Origin of the sequence: Enterobacter asburiae (genome assembly GCF_007035645.1) — a bacterium.
In the GTDB taxonomy this organism is placed as follows: Bacteria; Pseudomonadota; Gammaproteobacteria; order Enterobacterales; family Enterobacteriaceae; genus Enterobacter; species Enterobacter asburiae_B.
Window position 1 is genome coordinate 4,046,261 of the sequence record NZ_AP019632.1, and the last position, 24,619, is coordinate 4,070,879.

Here is a 24,619-nt window from a genome sequence, read left to right on the forward strand (position 1 = left end):
ACAGGTTGTTGAATTTGGGAGGAAAGCTATTGCCCGGTGGCGCTGCGCTTACCGGGCCTACGTTTCGGGAGTAGGCCGGGTAAGGCGAAGCCGCCACCCGGCAAACATAACTCACTGCCACCCGTACCGACGCGCATAGAATCCTTTCACCATCTGCGTCAGCACCATATAGCCCGCGAGGATCGCCACCAGCCACGGGAAGTAGCTCAGCGGCAGCGCCTGAAGCTGCAGGTAGCCTGCCAGCGGCGAGAACGGCAGCGCGATGCCGAGCGCCATCACAATCCCCGTCATCACAATCAGCGGCCACGCGGCGCGGCTCTGGATGAACGGAATGCGGCGGGTGCGGATCATGTGCACAATCAGCGTCTGCGACAGCAGACCTACCACGAACCAGCCGGACTGGAACAGCGTCTGGTGTTCCGGGGTGTTGGCGTGGAACACAAACCACATCAGGCAGAAGGTCAGGATGTCGAAGATGGAGCTGATCGGCCCAAAGAACAGCATAAAGCGCCCGAGATCCGCCGGGTTCCAGTGCTGCGGCTTCTGGATCTGCTCGTCGTCGACGTTATCAAACGGGATTGCTACCTGAGACACGTCGTACATCAGGTTCTGGATCAGCAGATGCAGCGGCAGCATCGGCAGGAACGGCAGAAACGCGCTCGCCACCAGCACGCTGAAGACGTTACCGAAGTTGGAGCTGGCGGTCATTTTGATGTACTTGAGCATATTGGCGAAGGTGCGGCGCCCTTCGATCACGCCCTCCTCCAGCACCATCAGGCTCTTTTCCAGCAGAATAATATCCGCCGCCTCGCGGGCGATATCCACCGCACCATCGACGGAGATACCGATGTCCGCCGCACGCAGCGCGGGCGCGTCGTTGATGCCGTCGCCCATAAAGCCCACCACGTGCCCTTCGCGCTTAAGCAGGGTGACGATGCGCTCTTTGTGCATCGGCGTCAGCCGGGCAAACAGCGTGGTACGCCGGGCAAGCTTCGCCAGCTCATCGTCGGACAAGTGCTCAATATCGCTTCCCACCACCACGTCGCCCGCGTCCATCCCCACTTCATGGCACACTTTGGCCGCCACCAGCTCGCTGTCGCCGGTGAGAATTTTGACGGTAATACCGCTCGCCTTCAGCGCTTTCAGCGCCGGCGCGGTGGTCTCTTTCGGCGGATCGAGGAAGGCGATGTAGCCCTCGAGGATCAGATCGGATTCATCGATACGCTGATAGTCACCCTCGCGCGCGGGCAGGAACTTGCTCGCGACCGCCACCACGCGCAGCCCCTGACGATTCAGGTTGTCGGTGACGCGCCTGATGCGGCGCAGCATGGTGTCGTCCAGCGGCACGATGTCGCCGTTATAGCGAACCTGCGTCGACACGTTGAGGATCTCCTGCAGCGCCCCTTTGCAGATCAGCTGATGCACGTCCGTCTGCTCGCTCACCACCACCGACATGCGGCGGCGCTCGAAGTCGAACGGGATCTCATCCACCTTCTGCCAGCGGCCGGAGAGCGTGCGGGCGGATTCCTCGTCCACCCCTTCCAGCACCGCGACGTCGAGCAGGTTTTTCAGCCCGGTCTGGTAATGGCTGTTCAGCCACGCGCTGTGCAGGACGCGCTCGCTGGTTTTGCCGGAGATATCGGTATGGTTCTCCAGCACGATTTTGTCCTGCGTCAGGGTGCCGGTTTTATCGGTGCAGAGGATGTCCATCGCGCCAAAGTTTTGAATGGCGTCGAGGTGTTTAACGATCACTTTCTGTTTAGAGAGCTTCACTGCCCCGCGCGCCAGCGTGGAGGTGACGATCATCGGCAGCATTTCCGGCGTCAGGCCAACGGCCACGGAGAGCGCAAACAGGGCCGCCTCCCACCAGTCGCCTTTGGTGTAGCCGTTGATCAGCAGCACGATCGGCGTCATCACCATCATAAAGCGGATCAGCAGCATGCTGACGCGGCCAATCCCTTTCTGGAAGGCGTTCGGCTCGCTCTCCTGCTCGCTGACGCGCCCGGCAAGCTGACCAAACCAGGTGTCGCCGCCAGTGGCGGTGACAATCGCCTGCGCGGTGCCGCTGACGACTGTGGTGCCCATAAAGCACAGGGTATCGCACTCGAGCGGGTTCATCTGCTGCGGGTCGCGGCTGCGCGCCACCTTTTCAACAGGCAGGGATTCCCCGGTCAGGGAGGCCTGCGCGACGAAAAGATCGCGCGCCTGGATAATGCGTAAATCCGCCGGAATCATGTCCCCCGCGGCCAGCTTCACCAGATCGCCCGGCACCAGCTGGTCGATAGGCAGCTCCACCCAGGCGTTTTCGCCGAGATCGTTAATCACGCGCGAGACGGTCGCGGTGTTGCTGACCATCGCCTTCAGGGCGTCCGCCGCTTTGGTGGAGCGGGCTTCCTGAATAAAGTTCAGCAGCGTGGAGATGCCCACCATCAGGGCAATGACGCCTGCGGCAAACAGATCTTCCGTCGCGTAGGAGATGAGGCCGAGCACGGTCAGCAGCAGGTTGAACGGGTTGCGGTAGCAGAGCCACAGGTGCACCCACCACGGAGACGGCTTTTGCGCCGGGATCTGGTTATCGCCGTGCACGGCGCGGATTTTTTCCACTTCGGCCGCGTTTAGCCCTTCCGGGTGTCCGCCGAACGCGCGCCAGACTTCGTTTTCATCCATCGCCGCCACGTTCAGGCAGCGTTCGGTCAGGGACGCGGGGATCGCCGCCCCCGCCATGTTTTTGGCGTTTGGCAGCGGGTCGCGCTGAACAAGACGGTGTGGCAGGTGGCGGCTCAGCAGGGCCTGCAGCTGCCGGGTGATATTTTTAAACATAGTCATTCCTCCGCATCCGCCTGGGCGGACGCAGCAATTCCTTCAGGCGTGGCAAAGCCGTACCTGAGAGGCACTCAATTTTTCAAGCAGGAACGTTTAAGACGTTGCTGCCTCACGCCGGTGAGACAGCAAAAGCTGGCTTACCGGAAAGAACGCATTCTCCCGTTCAGGAGAGGTGTGGGATCGGGATCCATGAAGCCTCCGGTAAGTAAAAAAACAGGGTGTCGCCGCGCAGTATAAGGATTTAAGCGTACCCTTTATGACGATTCGGGCGGTATTATACCCCCCTGCAAATAAACCGAACGTAAACCAGACTTTGCCCATAGCGAAATCGCGCTATAGCATTAGGCTCAATTCACTACATCGTCGTTGTTACAGGGAATACAGCATGCAGAACCGCCTTACGATTAAAGACATCGCGCGTTTAAGCGGCGTGGGGAAATCGACCGTCTCACGCGTGCTGAACAACGAAAGCGGCGTCAGCGAACGCACCCGCGAGCGCGTTGAGGCGGTTATGAATCAGCACGGTTTTTCCCCTTCCCGCTCCGCGCGCGCCATGCGCGGGCAGAGTGACAAAGTCGTCGCCATCATTGTTTCTCGTCTGGACTCTCTGTCTGAAAATCTCGCCGTGCAGACCATGCTGCCCGCCTTCTATGAGCAGGGGTATGATCCGATCATGATGGAGAGCCAGTTCTCTGTGCAGCTGGTTGAAGAGCATCTGGGGATGCTCCAGCGGCGCAACATTGATGGCGTGGTGCTGTTCGGTTTTACCGGCATTAAGGACGAGATGCTGAAACCCTGGCAGCCTTCGCTGGTGCTGCTGGCGCGCGATGCACACGGGTTTGCCTCCGTCTGCTACGACGACGAGGGCGCGATTATCACCCTGATGCAGCGCCTGTTTGACGATGGCCATCGTCACATCAGCTTCCTCGGCGTCCCGCACGCGGACGTCACCACCGGCAAGCGTCGGCATGAGGCCTATCTGGCCTTTTGCAAAAAGCACAACCTCTCCGCCGTGGCCTCCCTGCCGGGGCTGGGCATGAAGCAGGGCTACGAGCAGGCCGCCAGCGTTCTGACGCCGCAGACCACGGCGCTGGTGTGCGCCACGGATACCCTGGCGCTGGGTGCCAGCAAATATCTGCAGGAGCAGCGTATCGATAACCTGCAGGTGGCGAGCGTCGGCAGCACGCCGCTGATGAAGTTCCTGCACCCGGAGATCATCACCGTCGATCCGGGCTACGCCGAGTCCGGCAGACAGGCCGCCGCGCAGCTGATCGAGCAGATAAACGGGCGTTCAGAGCCTCGTCAGATCGTCATTCCCGCTCACCTTTCGTAACCCCTCTTAAACAGATTATTGTGATCTTCGCCTGATTTCGGGAACGTTCCCATTTTCGCCGTCACGCTGAAGGAGTAGGCTTGCGCTCAGGTCATTACACCCCCTCACCATCTGTCATGAGGTTTCATGATGAGTAAAGTCAAACAAGCAGATATCGATCGGCTGATCGTCCTGGTCGGCGGACGCGAAAACATCGCCACCGTCAGCCATTGCATTACCCGCCTGCGCTTCGTGCTGAACGATCCGGCCAAAGCCAACCCGAAGGCCATTGAAGAACTTTCCATGGTCAAAGGCTGCTTCACCAACGCCGGGCAGTTCCAGGTCGTTATTGGTACCGAAGTGGGCGATTACTATCAGGCTCTGCTGGCGACAACCGGGCACTCTTCTGCCGATAAAGAGCAGGCGAAGAAGGCCGCGCGCCAGAATATGAAGTGGCACGAGCAGCTGATTTCCCACTTCGCGGAAATTTTCTTCCCGCTGCTGCCCGCGCTGATCAGCGGGGGCTTAATCTTAGGCTTCCGTAACGTCATCGGTGATGTGCCGATGAGCGACGGCAAAACCCTGGCGCAGATGTATCCGGCGCTGAAAACCGTTTACGATTTCCTGTGGCTGATTGGCGAGGCGATCTTCTTCTATCTGCCGGTCGGGATTTGCTGGTCCGCGGTGCGCAAGATGGGCGGCACACCGATTCTCGGTATCGTGCTGGGCGTCACGCTGGTCTCTCCACAGTTAATGAACGCTTACTTACTTGGTCAGCAGGTGCCTGAGGTGTGGAACTTCGGCCTGTTTACTATCGCCAAAGTGGGCTATCAGGCGCAGGTCATTCCGGCCCTGCTGGCCGGTCTGGCGCTGGGCTTTATTGAAACGCGCCTGAAGCGCATCGTGCCGGATTACCTCTATCTGGTAGTGGTGCCGGTCTGCTCGCTGATTCTGGCGGTGTTCCTGGCGCACGCCTTTATCGGTCCGTTTGGCCGCATGATCGGCGACGGCGTGGCCTTCGCGGTGCGTCACCTGATGACCGGCAGCTTTGCGCCAATCGGTGCAGCGCTGTTTGGCTTCCTTTACGCCCCGCTGGTGATCACCGGCGTGCACCAGACCACGCTGGCCATTGATATGCAGATGATCCAGAGCCTCGGCGGCACGCCGGTCTGGCCGATTATCGCCCTGTCTAACATTGCACAGGCGTCGGCGGTCACCGGCATCATCATCGTCAGCCGCAAGCACAACGAGCGTGAGATCTCCGTTCCGGCAGCCATCTCTGCCTACCTCGGCGTCACTGAACCGGCGATGTACGGTATCAACCTGAAATACCGCTTCCCGATGCTCTGCGCGATGATCGGTTCCGGTCTGGCGGGCCTGGTGTGTGGTCTGAACGGCGTGATGGCGAACGGGATTGGCGTCGGCGGCCTGCCGGGCATTCTCTCCATCCAGCCGGCTTACTGGCAGGTGTTTGCTCTGGCGATGGCCATCGCGATTATCGTCCCTATGGCGCTCACCACCGTGGTTTACCAGCGTAAGTTCCGTCAGGGCTCGCTGCAGATTGTTTAACTTCTTCTTTCGGGGCGCAGTTGCGCCCCTTCGCATTTGCAGGAACGCATTATGAATACCCTTCCTCACTGGTGGCAGAACGGCGTCATCTATCAGATTTACCCAAAGAGTTTCCAGGATACCACCGGCAGCGGCACCGGCGATCTGCGCGGCGTGACGCAGCGGCTGGACTACCTGAAAACCCTCGGCATCGACGCCATCTGGCTGACGCCGTTTTATATCTCCCCGCAGGTGGATAACGGCTACGACGTGGCGAATTACACCGCCATCGACCCGGCTTACGGCACGCTGGATGATTTCGACGAGCTGGTTGCCCGGGCGCACGAGCGCGGCATCCGTATCGTGCTGGATATGGTGTTTAACCACACCTCCACGCAGCACGCCTGGTTCCGCGAGTCGCTGAACAAAGAGAGCCCGTACCGCCAGTTCTACATCTGGCGCGACGGCACGCCGGAGCAGCTTCCCAACAACTGGCGCTCCAAGTTTGGCGGCAACGCCTGGCGCTGGCACGCCGAGAGCGAGCAGTATTACCTGCATCTGTTCGCCCCGGAGCAGGCGGATCTCAACTGGGAGAACCCAGAAGTGCGCGCCGAGCTGAAAAAGGTGTGCGAGTTCTGGGCCGATCGCGGCGTCGACGGCCTGCGTCTCGACGTGATTAACCTGATTTCGAAAGATCAGGATTTCCCGGACGACAACACCGGAGACGGCCGCCGCTTCTACACCGACGGGCCGCGCATTCACGAATATCTGCAGGAGATGAGCCGGGACGTCTTCACCCCGCGCAACCTGATGACGGTGGGCGAGATGTCCTCGACCTCGCTGGAGAACTGCCAGCAGTACGCCTCGCTCGACGGACGCGAGCTGTCGATGACCTTTAACTTCCACCACCTGAAGGTGGACTACCCCGGCGGCGAAAAATGGACGAAGGCGAAGCCGGACTTCGTGGCGCTGAAAACCCTCTTCCGCCACTGGCAGCAGGGGATGCACAACAGGGCGTGGAACGCGCTGTTCTGGTGTAACCACGATCAGCCGCGGATCGTGTCACGCTTTGGTGACGAAGGGGAATACCGCGTACAGGCCGCGAAGATGCTCGGCATGGTGCTGCACGGCATGCAGGGCACGCCGTATATCTACCAGGGCGAGGAGCTGGGGATGACCAACCCGCACTTCAGCCGCATCACCGACTATCGCGACGTGGAAAGCCTGAACATGTTCGCAGAACTACGCGCCAACGGCCGCGAACCGGATGAATTACTGGCGATTCTGGCGAGTAAGTCTCGCGATAACGGGCGAACCCCAATGCAGTGGGACGCTTCGCACAATGCGGGCTTTACCGAGGGCGAGCCGTGGATTGGCGTCTGCGACAATTACGAGACGGTGAACGCCCGCGCCGCGCTCGACGACCCGGATTCGGTGTTCTACACCTATCGGTCGCTGATCGGCCTGCGTAAAACCCTGCCGGTGCTGACGTGGGGAGATTATGAGGATCTTCTGCCGGAACATCCTTCTCTTTGGTGCTACCGTCGTCAGTGGCAGGGGCAGACGCTGATGGTGGCGGCGAACCTAAGTAATACGCCGCAGGAATGGCAGACAGACGCTCTCAGCGATAGGTCGCAGGTGGTGATGAGTAACTACCCGGCACCGCAAACGACGTCGCTGCGTCCGTTTGAAGCCGTCTGGTGGTTGCAGCAGTAATTCTCTCTACCGGGTGCGGCTCAGCACCCGGCTTACTTTACTGTTTTTGTTGAGTAAATAATCAGATTTTTCTCTCGCGCCTTTACAATCGCTGAAGCGCCCGTCGTTTGTACTCTCGTCTTTTTACTTTGTTCTGCATCAAATAAATCGCAAACATGTTTGATGCAAATCACTATATGTAGCACTTAAAATGCACGCCGACCCAACATCTTGTATTTATCGTCTACTATTCCAACAACAAGACGGCGCTTACGCTGGCCGGAATTGTGGATAACACGAGCTGGGAACGCGGGAAGTCTTTGGCCCGGCGGGGAATATGCCCGGTTATGACTTCTCCACCTCTGTGGATAACCTGTTTTCAAAAAATGGAGTGATCATGACACCGCATGTGATGAAACGTGATGGCTGTAAAGTGCCGTTTAAATCAGAGCGCATCCAGGAAGCCATTCTGCGTGCAGCTAAAGCAGCGGGAGTCGATGACGCAGATTACTGCGCCACCGTCGCAGAAATCGTTAGCAGCCAGATGAACGAACGCAGCCAGGTCGATATCAGTGAGATCCAGACCGCGGTTGAGAACCAGCTGATGGCGGGGCCCTACAAGCAGCTGGCGCGCGCCTACATTGAGTACCGTCACGATCGTGACGTGCAGCGTGAGAAGCGCGGTCGTCTGAACCAGGAGATCCGTGGCCTGGTGGAGCAGACCAACTCCGCCCTGCTCAATGAAAACGCCAACAAAGACAGTAAAGTGATCCCGACCCAGCGCGACCTGCTGGCCGGTATCGTTGCCAAACACTATGCCCGTCAGCATCTGCTGCCGCGCGACGTGGTGTCGGCGCACGAGCGCGGTGAAATTCACTACCACGATCTCGACTATTCGCCGTTCTTCCCGATGTTCAACTGTATGCTGATCGACCTGAAGGGCATGCTGACCCACGGTTTTAAAATGGGTAACGCCGAGATTGAACCGCCTAAATCAATCTCCACGGCCACCGCCGTCACCGCGCAGATTATCGCTCAGGTCGCCAGCCATATTTACGGCGGCACCACGATTAACCGCATTGATGAAGTGCTGGCCCCGTTCGTGACGGCAAGCTTCAACAAGCATCGTAAAACGGCCGAAGAGTGGCAGATCCCGGACGCCGACGGCTACGCGCACTCCCGCACCGAGAAAGAGTGCTACGACGCCTTCCAGTCGCTGGAGTATGAAGTGAACACGCTGCATACCGCCAACGGCCAGACACCGTTTGTGACCTTCGGTTTTGGTCTGGGCACCAGCTGGGAATCACGCCTGATCCAGCAGTCCATCCTGCGCAACCGCATTTCCGGCCTCGGTAAAAACCGCAAAACGGCGGTGTTCCCGAAACTGGTGTTCGCCATTCGCGACGGCCTGAACCACAAGTTTGGCGATCCGAACTACGACATCAAACAGCTGGCGCTGGAGTGCGCGAGCAAACGCATGTATCCGGACATCCTGAACTACGATCAGGTCGTCAAAGTGACCGGTTCGTTTAAAACGCCAATGGGCTGCCGCAGCTTCCTCGGCGTGTACGAAGATGAAAACGGCGAGCAGATCCACGACGGGCGCAACAACCTGGGCGTCATCAGCCTGAACCTGCCGCGCATCGCGCTGGAGGCGAAAGGCAATGAAGCGGAATTCTGGACGCTGCTGGACGAGCGCCTGCAGCTGGCGCGTAAGGCGCTGATGACCCGCATCGCGCGCCTTGAAGGGGTCAAAGCCCGCGTCGCGCCGATCCTCTATATGGAAGGGGCCTGCGGCGTACGTCTGAAAGCGGACGATGACGTGTCGGAGATCTTCAAAAACGGTCGCGCGTCCATTTCGCTGGGCTATATCGGTATTCACGAGACCATCAACGCCCTGGCGGGCGATACGCATATGTACGACAGCGAGGCCCTGCGTGAGAAAGGCATCGCCATCGTTCAGCGCCTGCGCGACGCGGTTGACCAGTGGAAAGAGGAAACCGGCTACGGGTTTAGCCTCTACAGCACGCCGAGCGAGAACCTGTGCGACCGCTTCTGCCGTCTGGATACCGCCGAATTCGGGATCGTGGAAGGCGTGACCGACAAAGGGTATTACACCAACAGCTTCCACCTCGACGTGGAGAAAAAGGTGAACCCGTACGACAAGATCGACTTCGAAGCGGCCTATCCGCCGATCGCCAGCGGCGGCTTCATCTGCTACGGCGAGTACCCGAACATTCAGCACAACCTGAAGGCGCTGGAAGACGTGTGGGATTATAGCTATCAGCACGTGCCGTATTACGGGACCAACACGCCAATCGACGAGTGCTACGAGTGCGGCTTTACCGGCGAGTTTGAGTGCACCAGCAAAGGCTTCACCTGCCCGAAATGCGGCAACCACGATGCGGCTCGCGTCTCCGTGACCCGTCGCGTGTGCGGCTATCTCGGCAGCCCGGACGCGCGTCCGTTTAACGCCGGCAAGCAGGAAGAGGTGAAGCGTCGCGTGAAGCATTTGGGGAATGGGCAGATCGGGTAAGTTCTGCGCAGGGTTCTCCCCCTCACCCTACCCCTCTCCCTCAAGGGAGAGGGAACTCTTCCCCCTCTCCCTGTGGGAGAGGGTCGGGGTGAGGACATCAGCGCGCACAAATTCTCTGGACATTTTCTATGCGATATCATCAATACTACCCCGTCGACATCGTCAACGGCCCCGGCACCCGCTGCACCCTGTTCGTTTCAGGCTGCGTCCACGAATGCCCCGGCTGCTATAACAAAAGCACCTGGCGCTTAAATTCCGGCATGCCGTTCACCGCCGAAATGGAAGACCGGATCGTCAACGACCTGAACGATTCACGCATCAAACGCCAGGGGATTTCGCTCTCCGGCGGCGATCCGCTGCACCCGCAAAACGTGCCGGATATCCTGAAGCTGGTGAAACGCATTCGCCGCGAATGTGCAGGCAAAGATATTTGGGTCTGGACGGGATATAAGCTGAATGAACTCAATGCGCAGCAAAGAGAAGTAGTGGATCTGATTAACGTCCTGGTCGACGGCAAGTTCGTGCAGGATTTAAAAGACCCGGCCCTGATCTGGCGCGGCAGCAGCAATCAGGTTGTGCACCATTTGCGATGAACAAAGGCGGATGTTATCCGTCCGCCCTTACCTCAAAACCGACTCAAACTCTCCATCGCCACCGCCTTAAACCCGGCAAAATCTCCGCAGCTACAGAGCCGCGACATCGCCCGTTCACGCAGGAAGGTGACGAAGATATCGTAAATCGCCATCGCCTCTTCGTATTCGCTTTTGCTGATGGCGAGCAGGAAGATGACGTGCGCGGTTTCGTCTCCCCACTGAACGCCGTGCGGGGCGAGCACGGTATAGACCACGGTTTTCTGCGCTAAAAGGCCGAGGGAGTGCGGCAGCGCGATGCCGTCGCCGAGCATGGTGCTGACGATGGCTTCACGCTCGACGACAGAATCCAGGAACTCCGCGCCGACAAACCCCTCGCCTTCAAGCTGCGCGCACAGTTCCCGGAACAGCGTTTGCTGATCAACGGGCTTGTCGAGAATGCGGAAATGGGCCGCATCGAAGTATTTATCCAGCATCCACGGGCGGGTGCGGTCCACCAGCACCAGCTTGCCGATCTGCTCTAACTGGTAATCGGTCGGGAACGGGGCGATCATCACCACCGGTTTAGATTTTTCGCTCACGCGGGCGGTGGAAATGACAAAGTCCTCGCCGATGGAATCCGCCAGCTCGTACTCGCGCAGGGTGAGCGTGCGGGCCACCTCAATCTGCGGGTACTTGCGCTGGAGCACCGCCTCGATCATGCGGACCATAGCATTCCCGGCGTCGCATACCAGCAGCACCCGCGGCTGGCGCTGGTAGCCGATGTTGTAATGGCGCTCCAGCCCGACGCCGATATGCAGCACCAGGAAGCCGATTTCGTTTTCGCTGATCACATACGGCGTGTATTTTCCCCAGCTCGACACCGCCGCGAGGGTCATATCCCACGCCATCGGGTAGTGCTGCTTGATGTTATCCAGCAGCGGATTGGGGATCATGATTTGATACCGCACGCGGGTGATCATGGTTTTGATGTGCGTGAGCAGGTCCGCGTGCAGCTGCGCGTCGCTGAGCAGGTTGTAGTTATAGTGGGTGTTGATATAGCGCAGGATGTAGTTGACCAGCGCTTCGTCGTCGTCCGCGTTAATTGCGCTCGGGGCAATCTCCTGAATCTGCCGCGCCGCAATGTGCACGCACAGCCAGCTCTCCTCCGAAGGTGAAAGCGCTTTGCCCGCCAGCTGCTGGATAGTGACGGCGATATCCTTCGCCGCCTCGCGCACGTTCTCTTCCACGTCTTCGGCATGGAATTCCGGCAGCGGATAGCCCTCGCTGATGCGCCGCACCGACACCGCACAGTACAGGCGCAGGAACAGCTCGCCTTCGTCGGTCAGACGGATGTGATGACGCGTCAGCGCCTCGTGTAGCACGGGCACCATCTGCTCCGCCACGCCTGCATTCAGCGCCACGTCGGTCACCAGCGGGTTCAGGCTGTCCTGCTGCGCCAGCTCCCAGAGCAGATCGGTCAGGCAGGCGCGGGTCGACATCTCGCTGCCAAACAGCTTCATGCCGTGGCGAGGACGCGTTTCCAGCGTCAGGTTATAGCGGTGAAACCACTCGCGCACTTCGGCCATGTCGCTCTGCAGCGTGGCGCGGCTGACGAACCACTCGTCCGCCAGATCCTCGAGCTTAAGAGAAAATGCCGAGGTGAGAAAACGCACCACCAGATAGTGCACGCGCTCCGGCCCGGTCCGGGGAATACGCAGCGCGCGCGGGTGGGATGCCTGCAGCTGCTGGTAGCGCTGGGCATCATCAATTTTGAGCTGATAACCGTTGCCCCGGCTCAATATAAACTGCGCGCCGTGGCCTGCCAGCAGCGCGTTCAGGGCGGTGATATCGGCACGGACGGTTCGCGTGGAGACCGACAGCCGCTGCGCCAGCTCGTCCTGCGGCAGCGTCTCGTTTTGCAACAGATCGAAAAGTTGCGCTAAACGTTGGTTCGGAAATCGCACGGGTTTGTCCTCTTACGGCTTAAGGTGAAATGACCATCTGGGATGGGCTGCCGACCGGGGTATAGTCCGGCTCGAAGCTCAATTTGCCGTCCTGCGCCACGCGGAAACGGGTGATGTTGTCGCTGCGCTGGTTCATGACGTACAGCCAGCGTCCCTGCTTATCGAGCGTCAGGGTGCGCGGGTAGTCGCCGCGCGTCCACACGTCGTCCTGATGCGTCAGCGTGCCCTCCGCTGTTACGGTAAAGTGCCCGATGCTGTTATGCAAACGGTTAGCCACATACAGCTGTTTACCGTCGGCGCTTAATGCGAGCCCGGCAGCAAAGCTGGTGCCTTTGTAACCTTCCGGCAGGGCTGAGAGCGTTTTGCCCTCTTTCAGGGTGCCGTTGGCGTTCACGGTATAATGGGTGAGCGTAGACGCCTCTTCGTTAATCAGCCACAGGGCATCGCCTTTTGGCGTAAAAACAAAGTGGCGCGGCCCGGCGCCTTTTGAGGAGGCGCTGATAAACGGCGGATCGTTCGGCGTCAGCTTCCCTGTTCGATCGTCAAAACGGTACTGGTAGAGGCGATCCAGCCCAAGATCGGTGGAAAACACGTATTTCCCGCTCGGATCGGCGGCGATCATGTGCGCGTGGGGGCCGTTATGATCGCTGATGGCAAAGCTGCCCTCCGCTGCCGCTTCCGGCTTCGCCGCGCCCGGTTCGCCCTGATCCTGATGTGTGTCCGTCGCCTCACCCAGGCTGCCGTCTGCTTTAACGGGCAGCACTGCGATAGATCCGCTGACATAGTTCGCCACCAGCAGATGACGACCGTTCGGGGTCAGCGACAGGTAAACCGGCCCCGCGCCGCCGGAGGCCACCTGATTCAGCTCGCTCAGCTCGCCGTTATCCCCCACCCGCAGCGCCTGCACCACGCCCTGCTCCACTTCGCTTGCCAGATAGAGCGTTTTGCCATCGCGTGAGACGGCCAGCTGCGCGGCGTTCGGCAGCCTGCTCACCAGCGTTTTATTCGCCAGCGCGCCGCTTTGCGGGTCAACGGTAAAGCGGTACAGCCCTTCGCCGTTGGGGTTGTAGGTGCCCACCCAGGCGTACTGCGGCTGGGCGATAGCGGCGGTGGCGAGCATTGAGAGTGAAGCAACAAGCAGGGTACGGGTGTGCATGGTGGCTCCTTCAGGTGTGTGCGGTTTGTTTTCCCTCACCCCGGCCCTCTCCCAAAGGGAGAGGGGGTAAAAGTTCCCTCTCCCTTTGGGAGAGGGTTAGGGTGAGGGCAGATACTACTTCACCAGCTTCTTCGTCATCGCAAGCAGCGTACGCACGTCTTCCGGGCGCGTGTCGCCGCTGGCTTTGTCGATAATCGAGCTGTAGATATGCGGGATGATTTTGCTCACGCCCGCGTCGAGGGCGATCTGCAGGATCTCCTCATAGTTTTCCAGATCGATACCTCCGGTCGGCTCCAGCCAGAAGTCGTGACGGGCGCAGGCTTCCGCCACCGCGTTGTACTCATCACGGCACTTGAGGCCGCCCATCGGGAAGTATTTGATGGAGCTGCCGCCGAAATCCTTCAGCAGGGCAATCGCGGTTTCAACCGGTACGATGCCGTCCGGTGCGTTGCTGCTCAGCGGTCCGGTGGAGATTTTCACCATGCCCACGGTGCCGGTCGGAGAGACCAGGCCGTTGACCACCGACTCATTCTGCCCCAGCAGCGCGCGGCTGGTGGCCACGCCGGTGAAGACCTGGTTGACGTGCTGCGGCTGCACCTGACGGGAGATCTCGCTTACCATCGCCGACTGGTTCGGATCCCCCGCGCCGAGGCCGACGGAGAGTGCGTTATCGATCAGCGCGGCATATTCACGCATATCGGCAACGGCGCTCGCCACGTCCGGGTAATTTTTGGAGAGCACGCCCACCAGCACGTGACCTTCCGCCGCCTCGTAAATGGCGCTGGCGTTGGCTTTCGATCCTGCCAGCACGTTCAGGCAGACGCGGTCACGGTAAAAGTTGGGGGTCAGTTTCATGCTTTTTTCTCCTGTCCTAATACTTCGCTAATGCGGCGATACACGATGTTCAGCTGGTCAGCATTCACGCTGCGCACGTCCGCCTCGATAATCCCTTCGTTGGCCTTGTAGCCACGGAAGTAAATGGCGTATTCGCCCTGCTTGAGCTTCGCCACCAGATCGCCCGTGCCGACGCCGGTCGTGGCTTCGTCGAACTTGATCTCGGTGCGCGCGATATCGCGACCGGCGCTGTCCCAGACCACGCGCGCGGTCACGCCGTTGAGGGTGTTGAGCGCCTCGATAAACGGCGTCATCTTCGCCACCATTTCAGACCCGCTCTCTTTGGTCGCCGTCAGGTAGTGTTCGATGGCGCAGGTCAGGCCAAGAATGCCCTCTTTGCCCACCTTCATCGCGCGGCCAATGCCCGCGGTCTGGCGCTTCACCCACTCAACGTACTGGGTTTTGCCGATCACCAGCCCGCTGGTTGGGCCTTCAATCGCCTTCGCGCCGCTGTAGATCACCAGATCGGCACCGGATCGGTAGTACGCGTGCAGATCTTCTTCCGCCGCCGCATCGACGATCAGCGGGAGATCGTGCTTGCGCGCCACCACCGCCGCCTGCTCGACGCTGAGCATGCTTTTCTGCACGCAGTGGTGCGATTTAATGTAGAGGATCGCCGCCGTGCGCGGGGTGATCGCCGCCGCCAGCTGATCGGCGGAGCATTCGTTGGCGTAGCCCGCCTCCACCAGCTTGCCGCCGCCCAGCGCCACCATGGTGCCCACCGGCGCGCCAAAGTTTACGTTGTGGCCTTTCGGCAGGACGATTTCGTTGTTCTCAATCGGGGTCACGTGCAGGTTTTCCAGCAGCCAGTCGCTGTCTTTGACCAGCACCGCCGCCACGGACTGGGCAATGCCCGCAGACGCGCAGGAAACTACCGTCGCGCCTTCCACATCCAGCAGCTTCGCGATGTATTCCCCGGTTTTGTTGACCAGATCCTTCATCTCGAAATAGTGATTCATGCCGTCCATCGCCGCCTGCACCACTTCCGGGCGCGGCGTGGAAACGCCCAGCGCCGTCATGCGGCCAGAGGTGTTGATCACCTGCTTTAAATGGTACTTCTCATAAATCGAAGGCATGTTCCGTGCTCCCTTGTTCGGTCATGTAGCCCTTGCCCGCGCGGATCGCGGCAAGCGGCACCAGAATGTGTTCAGCCTGCAGGCTGTCGTTTTCGGCGTCCGTCAGCACCGTCGGCTGGCGTTTAATCGTGAACAGCGTCAGGTCGGCGTCGAGACCCGGCTGGATGCGGCCCTTGCGCGCCAGGCGCAGGCCGTCGGCGGCGTTCGCGGTGACGCAGTCAATCACCTGCGGCAAGGACATGCCGATGGCGAGAAACTTCGACATCACGCTTGCCAGCGAGCCGACCGGCCCGTTGATGCGGTTGCGGCAGTAGATATCCGAGCTGATGGTGTGCGGCAGAATGCCCATCGCGATGGCGCGTTTCGCCACCTCAAAGCTGAAGCTCGCCGTACCGTGGCCGACGTCCAGGCGCACGCCGCGCTTCAGGGCGGAGGTGATGGAGGCGCGCAGCTCGCCGGAGGGCGTCAGAATGCGGTTGGGCTTGCCGTTATAGCAGTGGGTGATGATGTCGCCGGAACTCAGCAGCTCGGCGATTTCGTCGAGGTTCGGCGGGTTGTTGCCGATGTGCACCATCAGCGGCAGGTCGCCGTTCTCTTTCTGAATGGCTTTAGCGCGCTCCAGCGGCGTAATGCCGTTTTCACCGACCACGCTGCTGCTCATGCGCGCCTTCAGGCCGACGATAAAATCAGGGTGGCGCTTCACCGCCTGCTTCACCGCGTCGGCGTCAATATTCGCCATGTTGGCCAGTTCGTTCTGGGCAATCAGCCCCACCCGGGAGATGTTCAGCAGGGCAAACACCTCGGTGGAGGCTTTACGGGTGATTTCGTAGAAATCGTCCACATCGTCGGCACCGGTACTGCCCGCGTCCACCACGGAGGTGACGCCGGTGGCAATGCCCACGCTGTCCGGCTCGTCGTGGTAAATCGGGGAGTTCGGGTAGCAGTGAACGTGGGAGTCAATCCAGCCTGCGCTGACGAACACGTCGCCGTTCAGCTCAACCGTTTTATGCGCGGGGGCGTTAATCTCGCCCAGCGCCGCGATCTTCCCGTCCTGAATGGCGATATCGGTCAGGGTATCGTCGGCAAGGCGCGCACGGCGCAGGAGTAAATCAAACATGAGGATCTCCTGATAAGGCGGGCGCCTGAGCGCCCGCGGGTATTAAAGGGCGACCGGGAACAGCCAGCCCAACAGCATTGCGCCGAGGATCGCGCCACCGGTGATCGGCTTCTGCCAGATGTAGAACACCAGCGCACCCAGCAGGGAGCCGACGCCGATAGGAATGGAGGCGGTCATGGCGCTGAGGATAATCAACGGCCCGAGGAAGCGGCCGGAGGCGTTACCCGCGCCCATCATCACGTCTGCGCCGTAGGTGGAGTTGCTCTGGTTGATGGTGAACTTACGCGCCAGGATGATGACGTAGCCAATCGCCAGACCAATCACCAGGCCGGTAATCAGCGCGGCAATGAAGTTGGTCACCGGGAACATGATGCCCGCGCCCAGCAGTAGCGCCGGAACGCCGAGGCCCACGCCGGTCTGGATGGCGCCGCCGATGTCGAGAATACCCACCAGCGACCCTTCGATAATGCGGGCGAACAGGAAGCTCGCGCCGAACGCCGCCACGGCGCCGTAAACCCCGGTATCGATCCCCGCTTTCAGCATCGCCACGAAGGCCACTTCGTTAAACGCGCCGATGCCGTAGAGGTAGTACATGTGCGTCCCGGCGAAAACGCCGGAGGAGAGCAGGCCAACGAAGATCGGGAACGACCAGTCGGCATACCAAAAACCTTTATTCTGTTCCATTTAGAGGCTCCTGTTATTTACCGCTGAGCGAGTTGTGGATCATGTCGAGCCAGTTCGGCACGGTCAGATGGAAGGATTCGATCATCTTCATGTCGAAGCCGCGGAAGAAGCCGCTCAGCACGAAGAGCAGGACGATCGCCGCCATCATCACTTTGGTGACGTGGTTCCAGCCGCTCTCTTCGACGCCTTTCCCGATCAGGATCCCCAGCACCAGGCCCGGTACGGCGTTCCCCATAATCAGCTGCGCCGCGCCGCCAAAGATGGTGGCCCAGAAGCCCGATTTTTTACCCGCGTCGATGGCTGCCAGCCAGAAGATCACCGGCATGACGGTGTTTACCAGCAGGTTTGCCGCCGGTACAAGCACCTTCACGGCGGTGACCTGAAGCGCTGCCGGAACGGAGGAGGCGGTCAGGTTCAGGAAGGTGACGACGAGCATGCCAATCACGCCGCAGGCAATTGCCATTTTGCGCGGGTCGTGCAGCGTTTCGCCGACGTTACGGTTTTTGATCATCAGCGCAGCAGCACCCCAGTTCGGGATGATGCGGTGGTCAACGTCCTGTGTGAAAGCCCCTGCGGCCACGGAAGAGGCCCAGGCGTTAAAGAAGAAACCTAACCCAAAGGAGAAGTGGGACGCCGGATCCCCTTCGCAGGAGTTCAGTTCCCCCAACGTACGAAACGCGCCCATACCCTGAGTGGTAGGCGCATGAAACATGCGTGCAGCCCCGGCTCCGACACCGACGCCAACCAGGCCGCCAATGATGAGCGATTTTATTAATATAATTAAGAACATCAGTCTGCCCTTTTATGAATAATCAGCGTTGCGTGACGAAATCCACCTGGTCAAGATTGATAGCGGTCACGTTGACGGTCACATCCAGCTCCACGCTGTAGGTGCGTCTTTCCCGGCGCAGAAAGAAGAACAGAAACGCTTCTTTTCGCACCGCTTCTTGCGCCTGAACGACCTGCACATCCTGTGGCTCAATACGCAGTAAGATATGCGGTGAGGCTTTCATCACCGCGGCCTGAACGTGGTTGAGCGCGTCGGCAAAGGCGCGCGCTTTGGCGTCGCCTTTGCCCTTCACTCTCACCGTGGTTGTGAACTGTTCTTTCATGCTTCTGCGCCGTATTTCTTCTGCCACGCCTGCACCAGACGCTCGCCCAGCTCTTCTTTATCCATAAAGCCGAAGCCCAGCACGTTGCAGCCTTCGTTGATGGCGGTCACGCCCTCTTCCACCGAACGCATGCCGTATTTGGCCTTGTAGCCATATTTGGTTTGGGCCGTGATGGCACCCGCGCCGCCGCTGCCGCAGAAGGAGATGCCGAAGGTGGCGTTTTCCGCTTTCATCACGTCGCCGAGCTTCATGTCCGCCGCCATGCCCGGTACAACCACCGCGCGTCCACCTGCTTTTTCCACACCGGCAGCCACTTTCTGACCTTTACCCAGGCGATCGCCAATCACGACTGTAATCTGTTCCATGTGTTGCTCCTTAAAGGTTGTCTTTCGCGACTTCAAAGTGAACGGAGAGCAGCCAGGCTTCTTCATCAGGAAGATTGCCAAACTGCGCGACCACTTCACGGGCGAGCCGCATTGAATCCGGTGAAATTTCGTCAAACAGCTCTGCTTCAACCTCCGGCAGCGGCTCGCCGGTCACGGACCGGTGCGCCATTGCGCGCACGTGGGAGGTGAGCATCTGCTCCTGTACCGCATTGGGGATGATGTTGTTCCGGGCCAGCAGGGCATAAACCTGCTGCAGCATGGTGTTCGCGAGCTGTTCTGTTTGCTCTGCCTGTTCCCCAACGTCGTTCATTACCGCTCCGTTAATCACTGGTCTTACCCCGTTAATGGCTCTGGAATAAAACTAACGTTGGGGGGGAATTGTTTGTAGCGAGTTGTTTTCCACTTCGAAGTGGAAAGGCGAGCCGCAGCAGTGATCTGTGCCACATAAATGCGGTGAATCTGAATTAATCCCGGTATTTGCGTGATGAATATCACGTATTCCAGCGGCAAAACGCGCGCCGGGGAAACGAAACGTTCAGGCGCGGTGACGCAAAAATGTGATGGCGATAGGGTTTACTTATTACCGCATAAAAAAAAACGGGGGCCGCTGGCCCCCGCTGGTTGTTTGTCAGATGCGCGATCGGTTAACGATATTTCTTGTGATACGTGTTACGGGTCGTCACAAACTGCTCGGCCGCCGCCTGGGCTTCCTTCACTTTGCCTTCGTTAGCCAGCTTCAGCGCGCCGTCGATCTGGCCGACCAGCACGTCAAAGCCGTGGCGGTAGTCTTTCATTTCTGCGCTGTCTGCCGCTTTGCTTTCCAGCTTCGGAGGCGTCGCTTTTTGTGCGTCGAGCGCCGCTTCACGCATTTTGGTCAGCGCGTCTTTCATTTCAGCCGCATTGTCGGTTTTCTGCACCACCTTCAGGTTTTGACCGAGGATGCCCATGTCGTCTTCAAGATCGGCAGCAAACGCAGAAGAGCCAAGAACCAGCGTTGAAGCCGCGACGATCGCTAACAGATGTTTACGCATTGCTCACTTCCTTTTTTATTATTAAAACGCCTTTACGGGTATTACTGACCGGCGATTTTCATTTCCGGCAGAAGTACAGAACCACACTGTATATTGCTACGTGTTTCAATATCGTTACCGACCGTAACGATATTGCGCCACATGTCCTTCAGGTTGCCGGCGATAGTAATTTCGCTCACCGGATACTGAATTTCGCCGTTTTCCACCCAGAAGCCCGCCGCACCGCGCGAGTAGTCTCCGGTAATGCCGCTTACGCCCTGGCCCATCAGCTCGGTGACCACCAGACCGGTGCCCATCTCTTTCAGCATCTGCTCAAAGTTCAGGCCCTGACCGGCAATGCGCCAGTTGTGGATGCCGCCAGCGTGTCCGGTGCTTTTCAGCCCCAGCTTGCGCGCGGAGTAGTTGGTCAGCAGCCACTGGGTCAGAATACCGTCTTTGATGATATCGCGACGTTCGGTGCGCACGCCTTCGCTGTCGAACGGCGTGGAGGCCAGCCCTTTCAGCAGGTGCGGATGTTCTTCAATGGTGAGCCATTCCGGCAGGATCTGCTTGCCCAGCGAGTCGAGCAGGAAGGTCGACTTACGGTAAACGGAGCCGCCTGCGATAGCGCCCACCAGATGGCCAAACAGACCGGTCGCCACTTCGTTGGCAAAAATAACCGGGGCCTTCATGGTGGAGAGTTTGCGCGGCGACAGGCGTGACAGCGTGCGTTCGGCACACTCTTTACCCACCCACTCAGGAGACTGCAAATCCCCCAGCGCGCGGCCAATGGTATAGGCGTAGTCACGCTCCATGTCACCGTTCTCTTCGGCGATGACGCAGCTGGAAAGCGAATGACGGGTAGAGCAGTAGCCCTGCAGCATGCCGTGGCTGTTGCCGAAGACTTTGATGCCGTAATGGCTGTTGAAGCTGCCGCCTTCGGTATTGGTGATGCGCTTATCGGCCTGCAGGGAAGCCTGCTCGGCGCGCGCGGCGAGTTCGATCGCTTCGTCCGGGGTCACTTCCGCCGGGTGGAAAAGATCGAGATCCGGCGCGTCAAACGCCAGCAGGTCTTTATCCGCCACGCCTGCGTAAGGATCCGGAGAGGTATAACGGGCGATATCCAGCGCCGCCTGCACCGTACGGGCAATGGCATCCGGGCTGAGATCGGTAGATGACGCGCTGCCTTTGCGATTCTGGTGATACACCGTGATCCCAAGCGCGCCATCGCTGTTGAATTCTACGTTCTCCACTTCACCATAGCGGGTGCTCACGCTGATGCCGGTGGTTTTGCTGACCGCCACTTCGGCGCCATCTGATTTTTCTGAAGCAAGCATCAGCGCGGTGGAGACGGCTTCTTCAAGAATCTTACGCTGCGCTTCAACTTGTGAGGTTACTTTCATCGCAAATGCCATACTGTAAGAGAGAGTTATCTGAAGTCTAACAGAGAACCGTTTTTCAGTGCGCGTCTTAACTGGTAACATTAGCCTCTTTTTTTAAGGAGCCTGACATGACTAAGCAGCCCGAAGACTGGCTCGACGACGTTCCCGGTGATGACATCGAAGACGAAGATGATGAGATCATCTGGGTCAGTAAAAGTGAAATTAAACGTGACGCCGAAGAGTTAAAACAGCTTGGCGCAGAAATGGTAGAACTGGGTAAAAACGCGCTGGACAAGATCCCGCTCGACCAGGATCTGCGTGATGCCATTGAACTGGCACAGAAAATCAAGAAAGAAGGCCGTCGTCGCCAGCTTCAGCTTATCGGGAAAATGCTGCGTCAGCGCGACGTCGATCCGATCCGCCAGGCGCTGGACAAGCTGAAAAACCGCCACAACCAGCAGGTTGCGTTTTTCCATAAGCTTGAGCAGATCCGCGATCGCCTGATTGAACAAGGTGATGATGCCGTACCGGAAGTGCTGAACCTGTGGCCGGATGCCGACCGCCAGCAGCTGCGTTCCTTGATCCGCAACGCGCAGAAAGAGAAAGAAGGGAATAAGCCGCCGAAGTCTGCGCGCCTGATTTTCCAGTATCTGCGCGAGCTGTCTGAAAACGAAGAGTAATCTGTTCCCCTCACCCCGACCCTCTCCCCGAAGGGGCGAGGGAGGAAAGAATGTAGGCCCGGTAAGCGCAAGCGCTACCGGGCTTTTTTTTACTCTGCGGCTGCCGCTTCCGCTTTCTTCGCCAGACCGTCCAGCAGCTTCTGATGGATCCCACCAAAACCGCCGTTGCTCATCACCAGAATGTGATCGCCAGGCTGAGCGGCTTTCACCACCATATCCGCGAGCGCATCCACATCCGCGCTCCAGTGCGCGGGCTGAATGCAGGCATCGGCCACTTCGGCCACCTGCCACGGAATATGCTGCGGCTGCAGCAGGAAGACCTCATCGGCACGTCCTAACGACGGCGCGAGATCATCTTTGCAGATACCCATCTTCATGGTGTTCGAGCGCGGTTCCAGCACCGCCAGAATGCGGGCTGTGCCGCCGACCTTGCCGCGCAGGGCGGCAAGCGTTGCCAGAATGGCCGTTGGGTGGTGTGCAAAATCGTCATATACGGTCACGCCGTGGGCTTCACCGCGCAGTTCCAGACGACGACGGGCGTTAATGAACGAGCCCAGCGCATTGGCCGCATCCGCAGGCAGAACGCCAACGTGACGCGCCGCAGCAATAGCCATCAGGCCGTTGTGCATGTTGTGCTCGCCCACCAGGCCCCACTTCACCTCACCCACTTTTTCACCGTCGAGCAGCACTTCCCACTCGGAGGCATCGGCGTTGAGTTTCTTCGCCTGCCAGTGGCCCTGCTCGCCCACCAGCTCCTGCTCGCTCCAGCAGCCCATCGCCATCGTCTGCTTCAGGTTGATGTCGTTCTCCGGCAGGATGATGCGCCCCTGGCCCGGAACAATGCGCACCAGGTGGTGGAACTGTTTCTGGATCGCTTTCAGGTCGTCAAAAATATCCGCGTGGTCGAACTCAAGGTTGTTGAGGATCAGCGTGCGCGGGCAGTAATGCACGAACTTGGAGCGTTTGTCGAAGAACGCGCAGTCGTATTCGTCGGCTTCGATCACGAAGAACGGGCTGTCACCCAGACGCGCAGAAACGTCGAAATTACCCGGTACGCCGCCAATCACGAAGCCCGGCTTGTAGCCGCAGGCTTCGAGGATCCAGGTCGCCATGCCCGCGGTCGTGGTTTTGCCATGGGTACCGGCAACGGCAACCACCCAGCGGTCGCGCAGGACGAAGTCATGCAGCCACTGCGGGCCGGACATGAACGGAATATTGCGTTCCAGAACCGCCTCGACGCACGGATTGCCGCGGGTCATGGCGTTGCCGATGATCACCAGGTCCGGCTCGGGATCCAGCTGGCTGGCATCGTAGCCCTGAATTAACGAGATGCCCTGTTTCTCCAGAAGTGTGCTCATTGGCGGATACACATTGGCGTCCGAACCTGTCACTTCATGGCCCAGCGAGCGCGCCAGCATTGCCAGTCCGCCCATGAAAGTGCCACAAATCCCCAATATATGAATGCGCATACGTCACTATCCTTCTTCAATGTGGCGCACATTTTACTCACATGTTAGCGGCTGTGAAACGCATTTCAGGTAAATCCGTATGTTGCTGGCGCGATTCACCTCTGCGCTAATATTTGAATGTTTGTTAAGATTGTTGGGCTTTAGTCGTTTTAGTGAACATACAATCGCTCTACTCACAAAGATGCAGGGAAAGTGTTATGAAAACGTTAGGTGAATTTATTGTCGAAAAGCAGCACGAGTTCTCTCATGCTACCGGTGAACTCACTGCTTTGCTGTCGGCAATAAAGCTGGGCGCTAAGATCATCCACCGCGATATCAACAAGGCCGGTCTGGTCGATATCCTGGGTGCCAGCGGTGCCGAGAACGTTCAGGGCGAGGTTCAACAGAAGCTCGATCTGTTCGCAAATGAAAAATTGAAAGCTGCACTGCGCGCGCGCGACATCGTTGCGGGTATCGCCTCTGAAGAAGAAGATGAAATTGTTGTTTTCGAAGGGTGTGAACACGCTAAATACGTTGTTCTGATGGATCCGCTCGACGGCTCCTCAAACATCGACGTTAACGTTTCTGTCGGTACCATTTTCTCCATCTACCGCCGCGTCACGCCTGTTGGCACGCCGGTGACCGAAGAAGATTTCCTGCAGCCGGGCATTAACCAGGTTGCTGCCGGTTACGTCGTTTATGGCTCCTCCACCATGCTGGTGTACACCACCGGCTGCGGAGTTCACGCCTTTACGTACGATCCTTCACTGGGCGTTTTCTGCCTGAGCCAGGAACGCATGCGCTTCCCGGAGAAGGGCAACACCTACTCCATCAACGAAGGCAACTACATCCGCTTCCCGAACGGCGTGAAGAAGTACATTAAATTCTGCCAGGAAGAAGATAAAGCGACCCAGCGCCCGTACACGTCCCGCTATATTGGCTCTCTGGTCGCGGATTTCCACCGTAACCTGCTGAAAGGCGGTATCTACCTCTACCCAAGCACCGCCAGCCACCCGGACGGGAAGCTGCGCCTGCTGTACGAGTGCAACCCGATGGCGTTCCTCGCCGAACAGGCGGGCGGCAAGGCGAGCGACGGTAAAGAGCGTATTCTGGATATCGTGCCGGAAAGCCTTCACCAGCGCCGTTCATTCTTCGTCGGCAACAACCACATGGTTGAAGACGTTGAACGTTTTATCCGTGAGTATCCGGACGCGTAATGCCTCT

General features: G+C 59.0%; 21 protein-coding genes. 7 read left to right on the plus strand and 14 right to left on the minus strand.

Annotation, left to right across the window (positions count from 1 at the left end):
• Positions 1–111: 111 nt before the first annotated feature.
• Positions 112–2,820 carry a magnesium-translocating P-type ATPase gene (mgtA, locus tag FOY96_RS19355; RefSeq protein ID WP_143347607.1) on the minus strand — a complete coding sequence of 903 codons (2,709 nt, stop codon included), beginning with the start codon at positions 2,818–2,820 and terminating at the stop codon, positions 112–114.
• A gap of 388 nt (positions 2,821–3,208) precedes the next feature.
• Here mgtA and treR point away from each other — a divergent pair, with 388 nt between their 5' ends.
• The 5 genes from treR to nrdG all read left to right on the plus strand — a co-directional run bounded on the left by treR (position 3,209) and on the right by nrdG (position 10,507).
• A complete protein-coding gene (treR, locus tag FOY96_RS19360; RefSeq protein ID WP_143347608.1) occupies positions 3,209–4,156 on the plus strand; it encodes a trehalose operon repressor TreR in 948 nt (315 codons plus the stop codon).
• Between the two features lie 129 nt (positions 4,157–4,285).
• Positions 4,286–5,704, plus strand: coding sequence for a PTS trehalose transporter subunit IIBC (gene treB, locus FOY96_RS19365; RefSeq protein ID WP_029739268.1), 1,419 nt, complete (start codon positions 4,286–4,288; stop codon positions 5,702–5,704).
• A 51-nt stretch (positions 5,705–5,755) separates the two neighbouring features.
• Positions 5,756–7,399 carry an alpha,alpha-phosphotrehalase gene (gene treC / locus FOY96_RS19370; RefSeq protein WP_143347609.1) on the plus strand — a complete coding sequence of 548 codons (1,644 nt, stop codon included), beginning with the start codon at positions 5,756–5,758 and terminating at the stop codon, positions 7,397–7,399.
• Positions 7,400–7,775: 376 nt separating this feature from the next.
• Positions 7,776–9,914 (plus strand): anaerobic ribonucleoside-triphosphate reductase, encoded by a 2,139-nt coding sequence (gene nrdD, locus FOY96_RS19375; RefSeq protein WP_045888490.1) that lies wholly within the window; start codon positions 7,776–7,778, stop codon positions 9,912–9,914.
• Between the two features lie 128 nt (positions 9,915–10,042).
• Positions 10,043–10,507, plus strand: coding sequence for an anaerobic ribonucleoside-triphosphate reductase-activating protein (nrdG, locus tag FOY96_RS19380; protein ID WP_143347610.1), 465 nt, complete (start codon positions 10,043–10,045; stop codon positions 10,505–10,507).
• 32 nt (positions 10,508–10,539) lie between these two features.
• Here the strand turns inward: nrdG and FOY96_RS19385 are convergent, their stop codons facing one another.
• The 12 genes from FOY96_RS19385 to pmbA all read right to left on the minus strand — a co-directional run bounded on the left by FOY96_RS19385 (position 10,540) and on the right by pmbA (position 21,300).
• Positions 10,540–12,450: a BglG family transcription antiterminator gene (locus FOY96_RS19385; RefSeq protein ID WP_033144498.1), complete on the minus strand. Its 1,911-nt coding sequence runs from the start codon at positions 12,448–12,450 to the stop codon at positions 10,540–10,542.
• Between the two features lie 19 nt (positions 12,451–12,469).
• A complete protein-coding gene (locus FOY96_RS19390; RefSeq protein WP_094935147.1) occupies positions 12,470–13,606 on the minus strand; it encodes a lactonase family protein in 1,137 nt (378 codons plus the stop codon).
• A 114-nt stretch (positions 13,607–13,720) separates the two neighbouring features.
• Entirely contained in the window at positions 13,721–14,461 is a 741-nt protein-coding gene (gene dagF, locus FOY96_RS19395; protein WP_033144496.1) for a 2-dehydro-3-deoxy-phosphogluconate aldolase, read from the minus strand.
• Positions 14,458–15,576 (minus strand): DgaE family pyridoxal phosphate-dependent ammonia lyase, encoded by a 1,119-nt coding sequence (locus tag FOY96_RS19400; protein ID WP_039261067.1) that lies wholly within the window; start codon positions 15,574–15,576, stop codon positions 14,458–14,460. The genes dagF and FOY96_RS19400 overlap by 4 nt, the downstream gene beginning before the upstream one ends.
• A complete protein-coding gene (locus FOY96_RS19405; RefSeq protein WP_143347611.1) occupies positions 15,560–16,693 on the minus strand; it encodes an amidohydrolase/deacetylase family metallohydrolase in 1,134 nt (377 codons plus the stop codon). The genes FOY96_RS19400 and FOY96_RS19405 overlap by 17 nt, the downstream gene beginning before the upstream one ends.
• Before the next feature lie 42 nt (positions 16,694–16,735).
• A complete protein-coding gene (locus tag FOY96_RS19410; RefSeq protein WP_023310183.1) occupies positions 16,736–17,377 on the minus strand; it encodes a DUF4310 family protein in 642 nt (213 codons plus the stop codon).
• Positions 17,378–17,390: 13 nt separating this feature from the next.
• Entirely contained in the window at positions 17,391–18,167 is a 777-nt protein-coding gene (locus FOY96_RS19415) for a DUF4311 domain-containing protein (RefSeq protein ID WP_023310182.1), read from the minus strand.
• A gap of 22 nt (positions 18,168–18,189) precedes the next feature.
• Entirely contained in the window at positions 18,190–18,489 is a 300-nt protein-coding gene (locus tag FOY96_RS19420) for a DUF4312 family protein (protein WP_006810338.1), read from the minus strand.
• Positions 18,486–18,854, minus strand: a complete 369-nt coding sequence (locus tag FOY96_RS19425; RefSeq protein WP_143347612.1) for an SFCGS family glycine-rich protein — start codon at positions 18,852–18,854, stop codon at positions 18,486–18,488. Before FOY96_RS19425 ends, FOY96_RS19420 begins: the two co-directional genes overlap by 4 nt.
• 10 nt (positions 18,855–18,864) lie before the next feature.
• Positions 18,865–19,203, minus strand: coding sequence for a glycine dehydrogenase (locus tag FOY96_RS19430; RefSeq protein ID WP_025911967.1), 339 nt, complete (start codon positions 19,201–19,203; stop codon positions 18,865–18,867).
• Between the two features lie 316 nt (positions 19,204–19,519).
• Complete coding sequence (cybC, locus tag FOY96_RS19435; protein WP_008501412.1) at positions 19,520–19,906, minus strand: cytochrome b562; 387 nt, start codon at positions 19,904–19,906, stop codon at positions 19,520–19,522.
• A gap of 41 nt (positions 19,907–19,947) precedes the next feature.
• Positions 19,948–21,300 carry a metalloprotease PmbA gene (gene pmbA / locus FOY96_RS19440; RefSeq protein ID WP_023310180.1) on the minus strand — a complete coding sequence of 451 codons (1,353 nt, stop codon included), beginning with the start codon at positions 21,298–21,300 and terminating at the stop codon, positions 19,948–19,950.
• Positions 21,301–21,395: 95 nt separating this feature from the next.
• On the opposite strand from pmbA, the gene yjgA reads away from it, so the two are divergent.
• Positions 21,396–21,947, plus strand: a complete 552-nt coding sequence (gene yjgA, locus FOY96_RS19445) for a ribosome biogenesis factor YjgA (RefSeq protein WP_029739257.1) — start codon at positions 21,396–21,398, stop codon at positions 21,945–21,947.
• A gap of 89 nt (positions 21,948–22,036) precedes the next feature.
• Here yjgA and mpl read toward each other — a convergent pair whose 3' ends face one another.
• Positions 22,037–23,416: a UDP-N-acetylmuramate:L-alanyl-gamma-D-glutamyl-meso-diaminopimelate ligase gene (mpl, locus tag FOY96_RS19450; RefSeq protein ID WP_029739256.1), complete on the minus strand. Its 1,380-nt coding sequence runs from the start codon at positions 23,414–23,416 to the stop codon at positions 22,037–22,039.
• A gap of 197 nt (positions 23,417–23,613) precedes the next feature.
• On the opposite strand from mpl, the gene fbp reads away from it, so the two are divergent.
• Positions 23,614–24,612 carry a class 1 fructose-bisphosphatase gene (gene fbp / locus FOY96_RS19455; RefSeq protein WP_023310178.1) on the plus strand — a complete coding sequence of 333 codons (999 nt, stop codon included), beginning with the start codon at positions 23,614–23,616 and terminating at the stop codon, positions 24,610–24,612.
• The last annotated feature ends 7 nt before the right edge of the window (positions 24,613–24,619 follow it).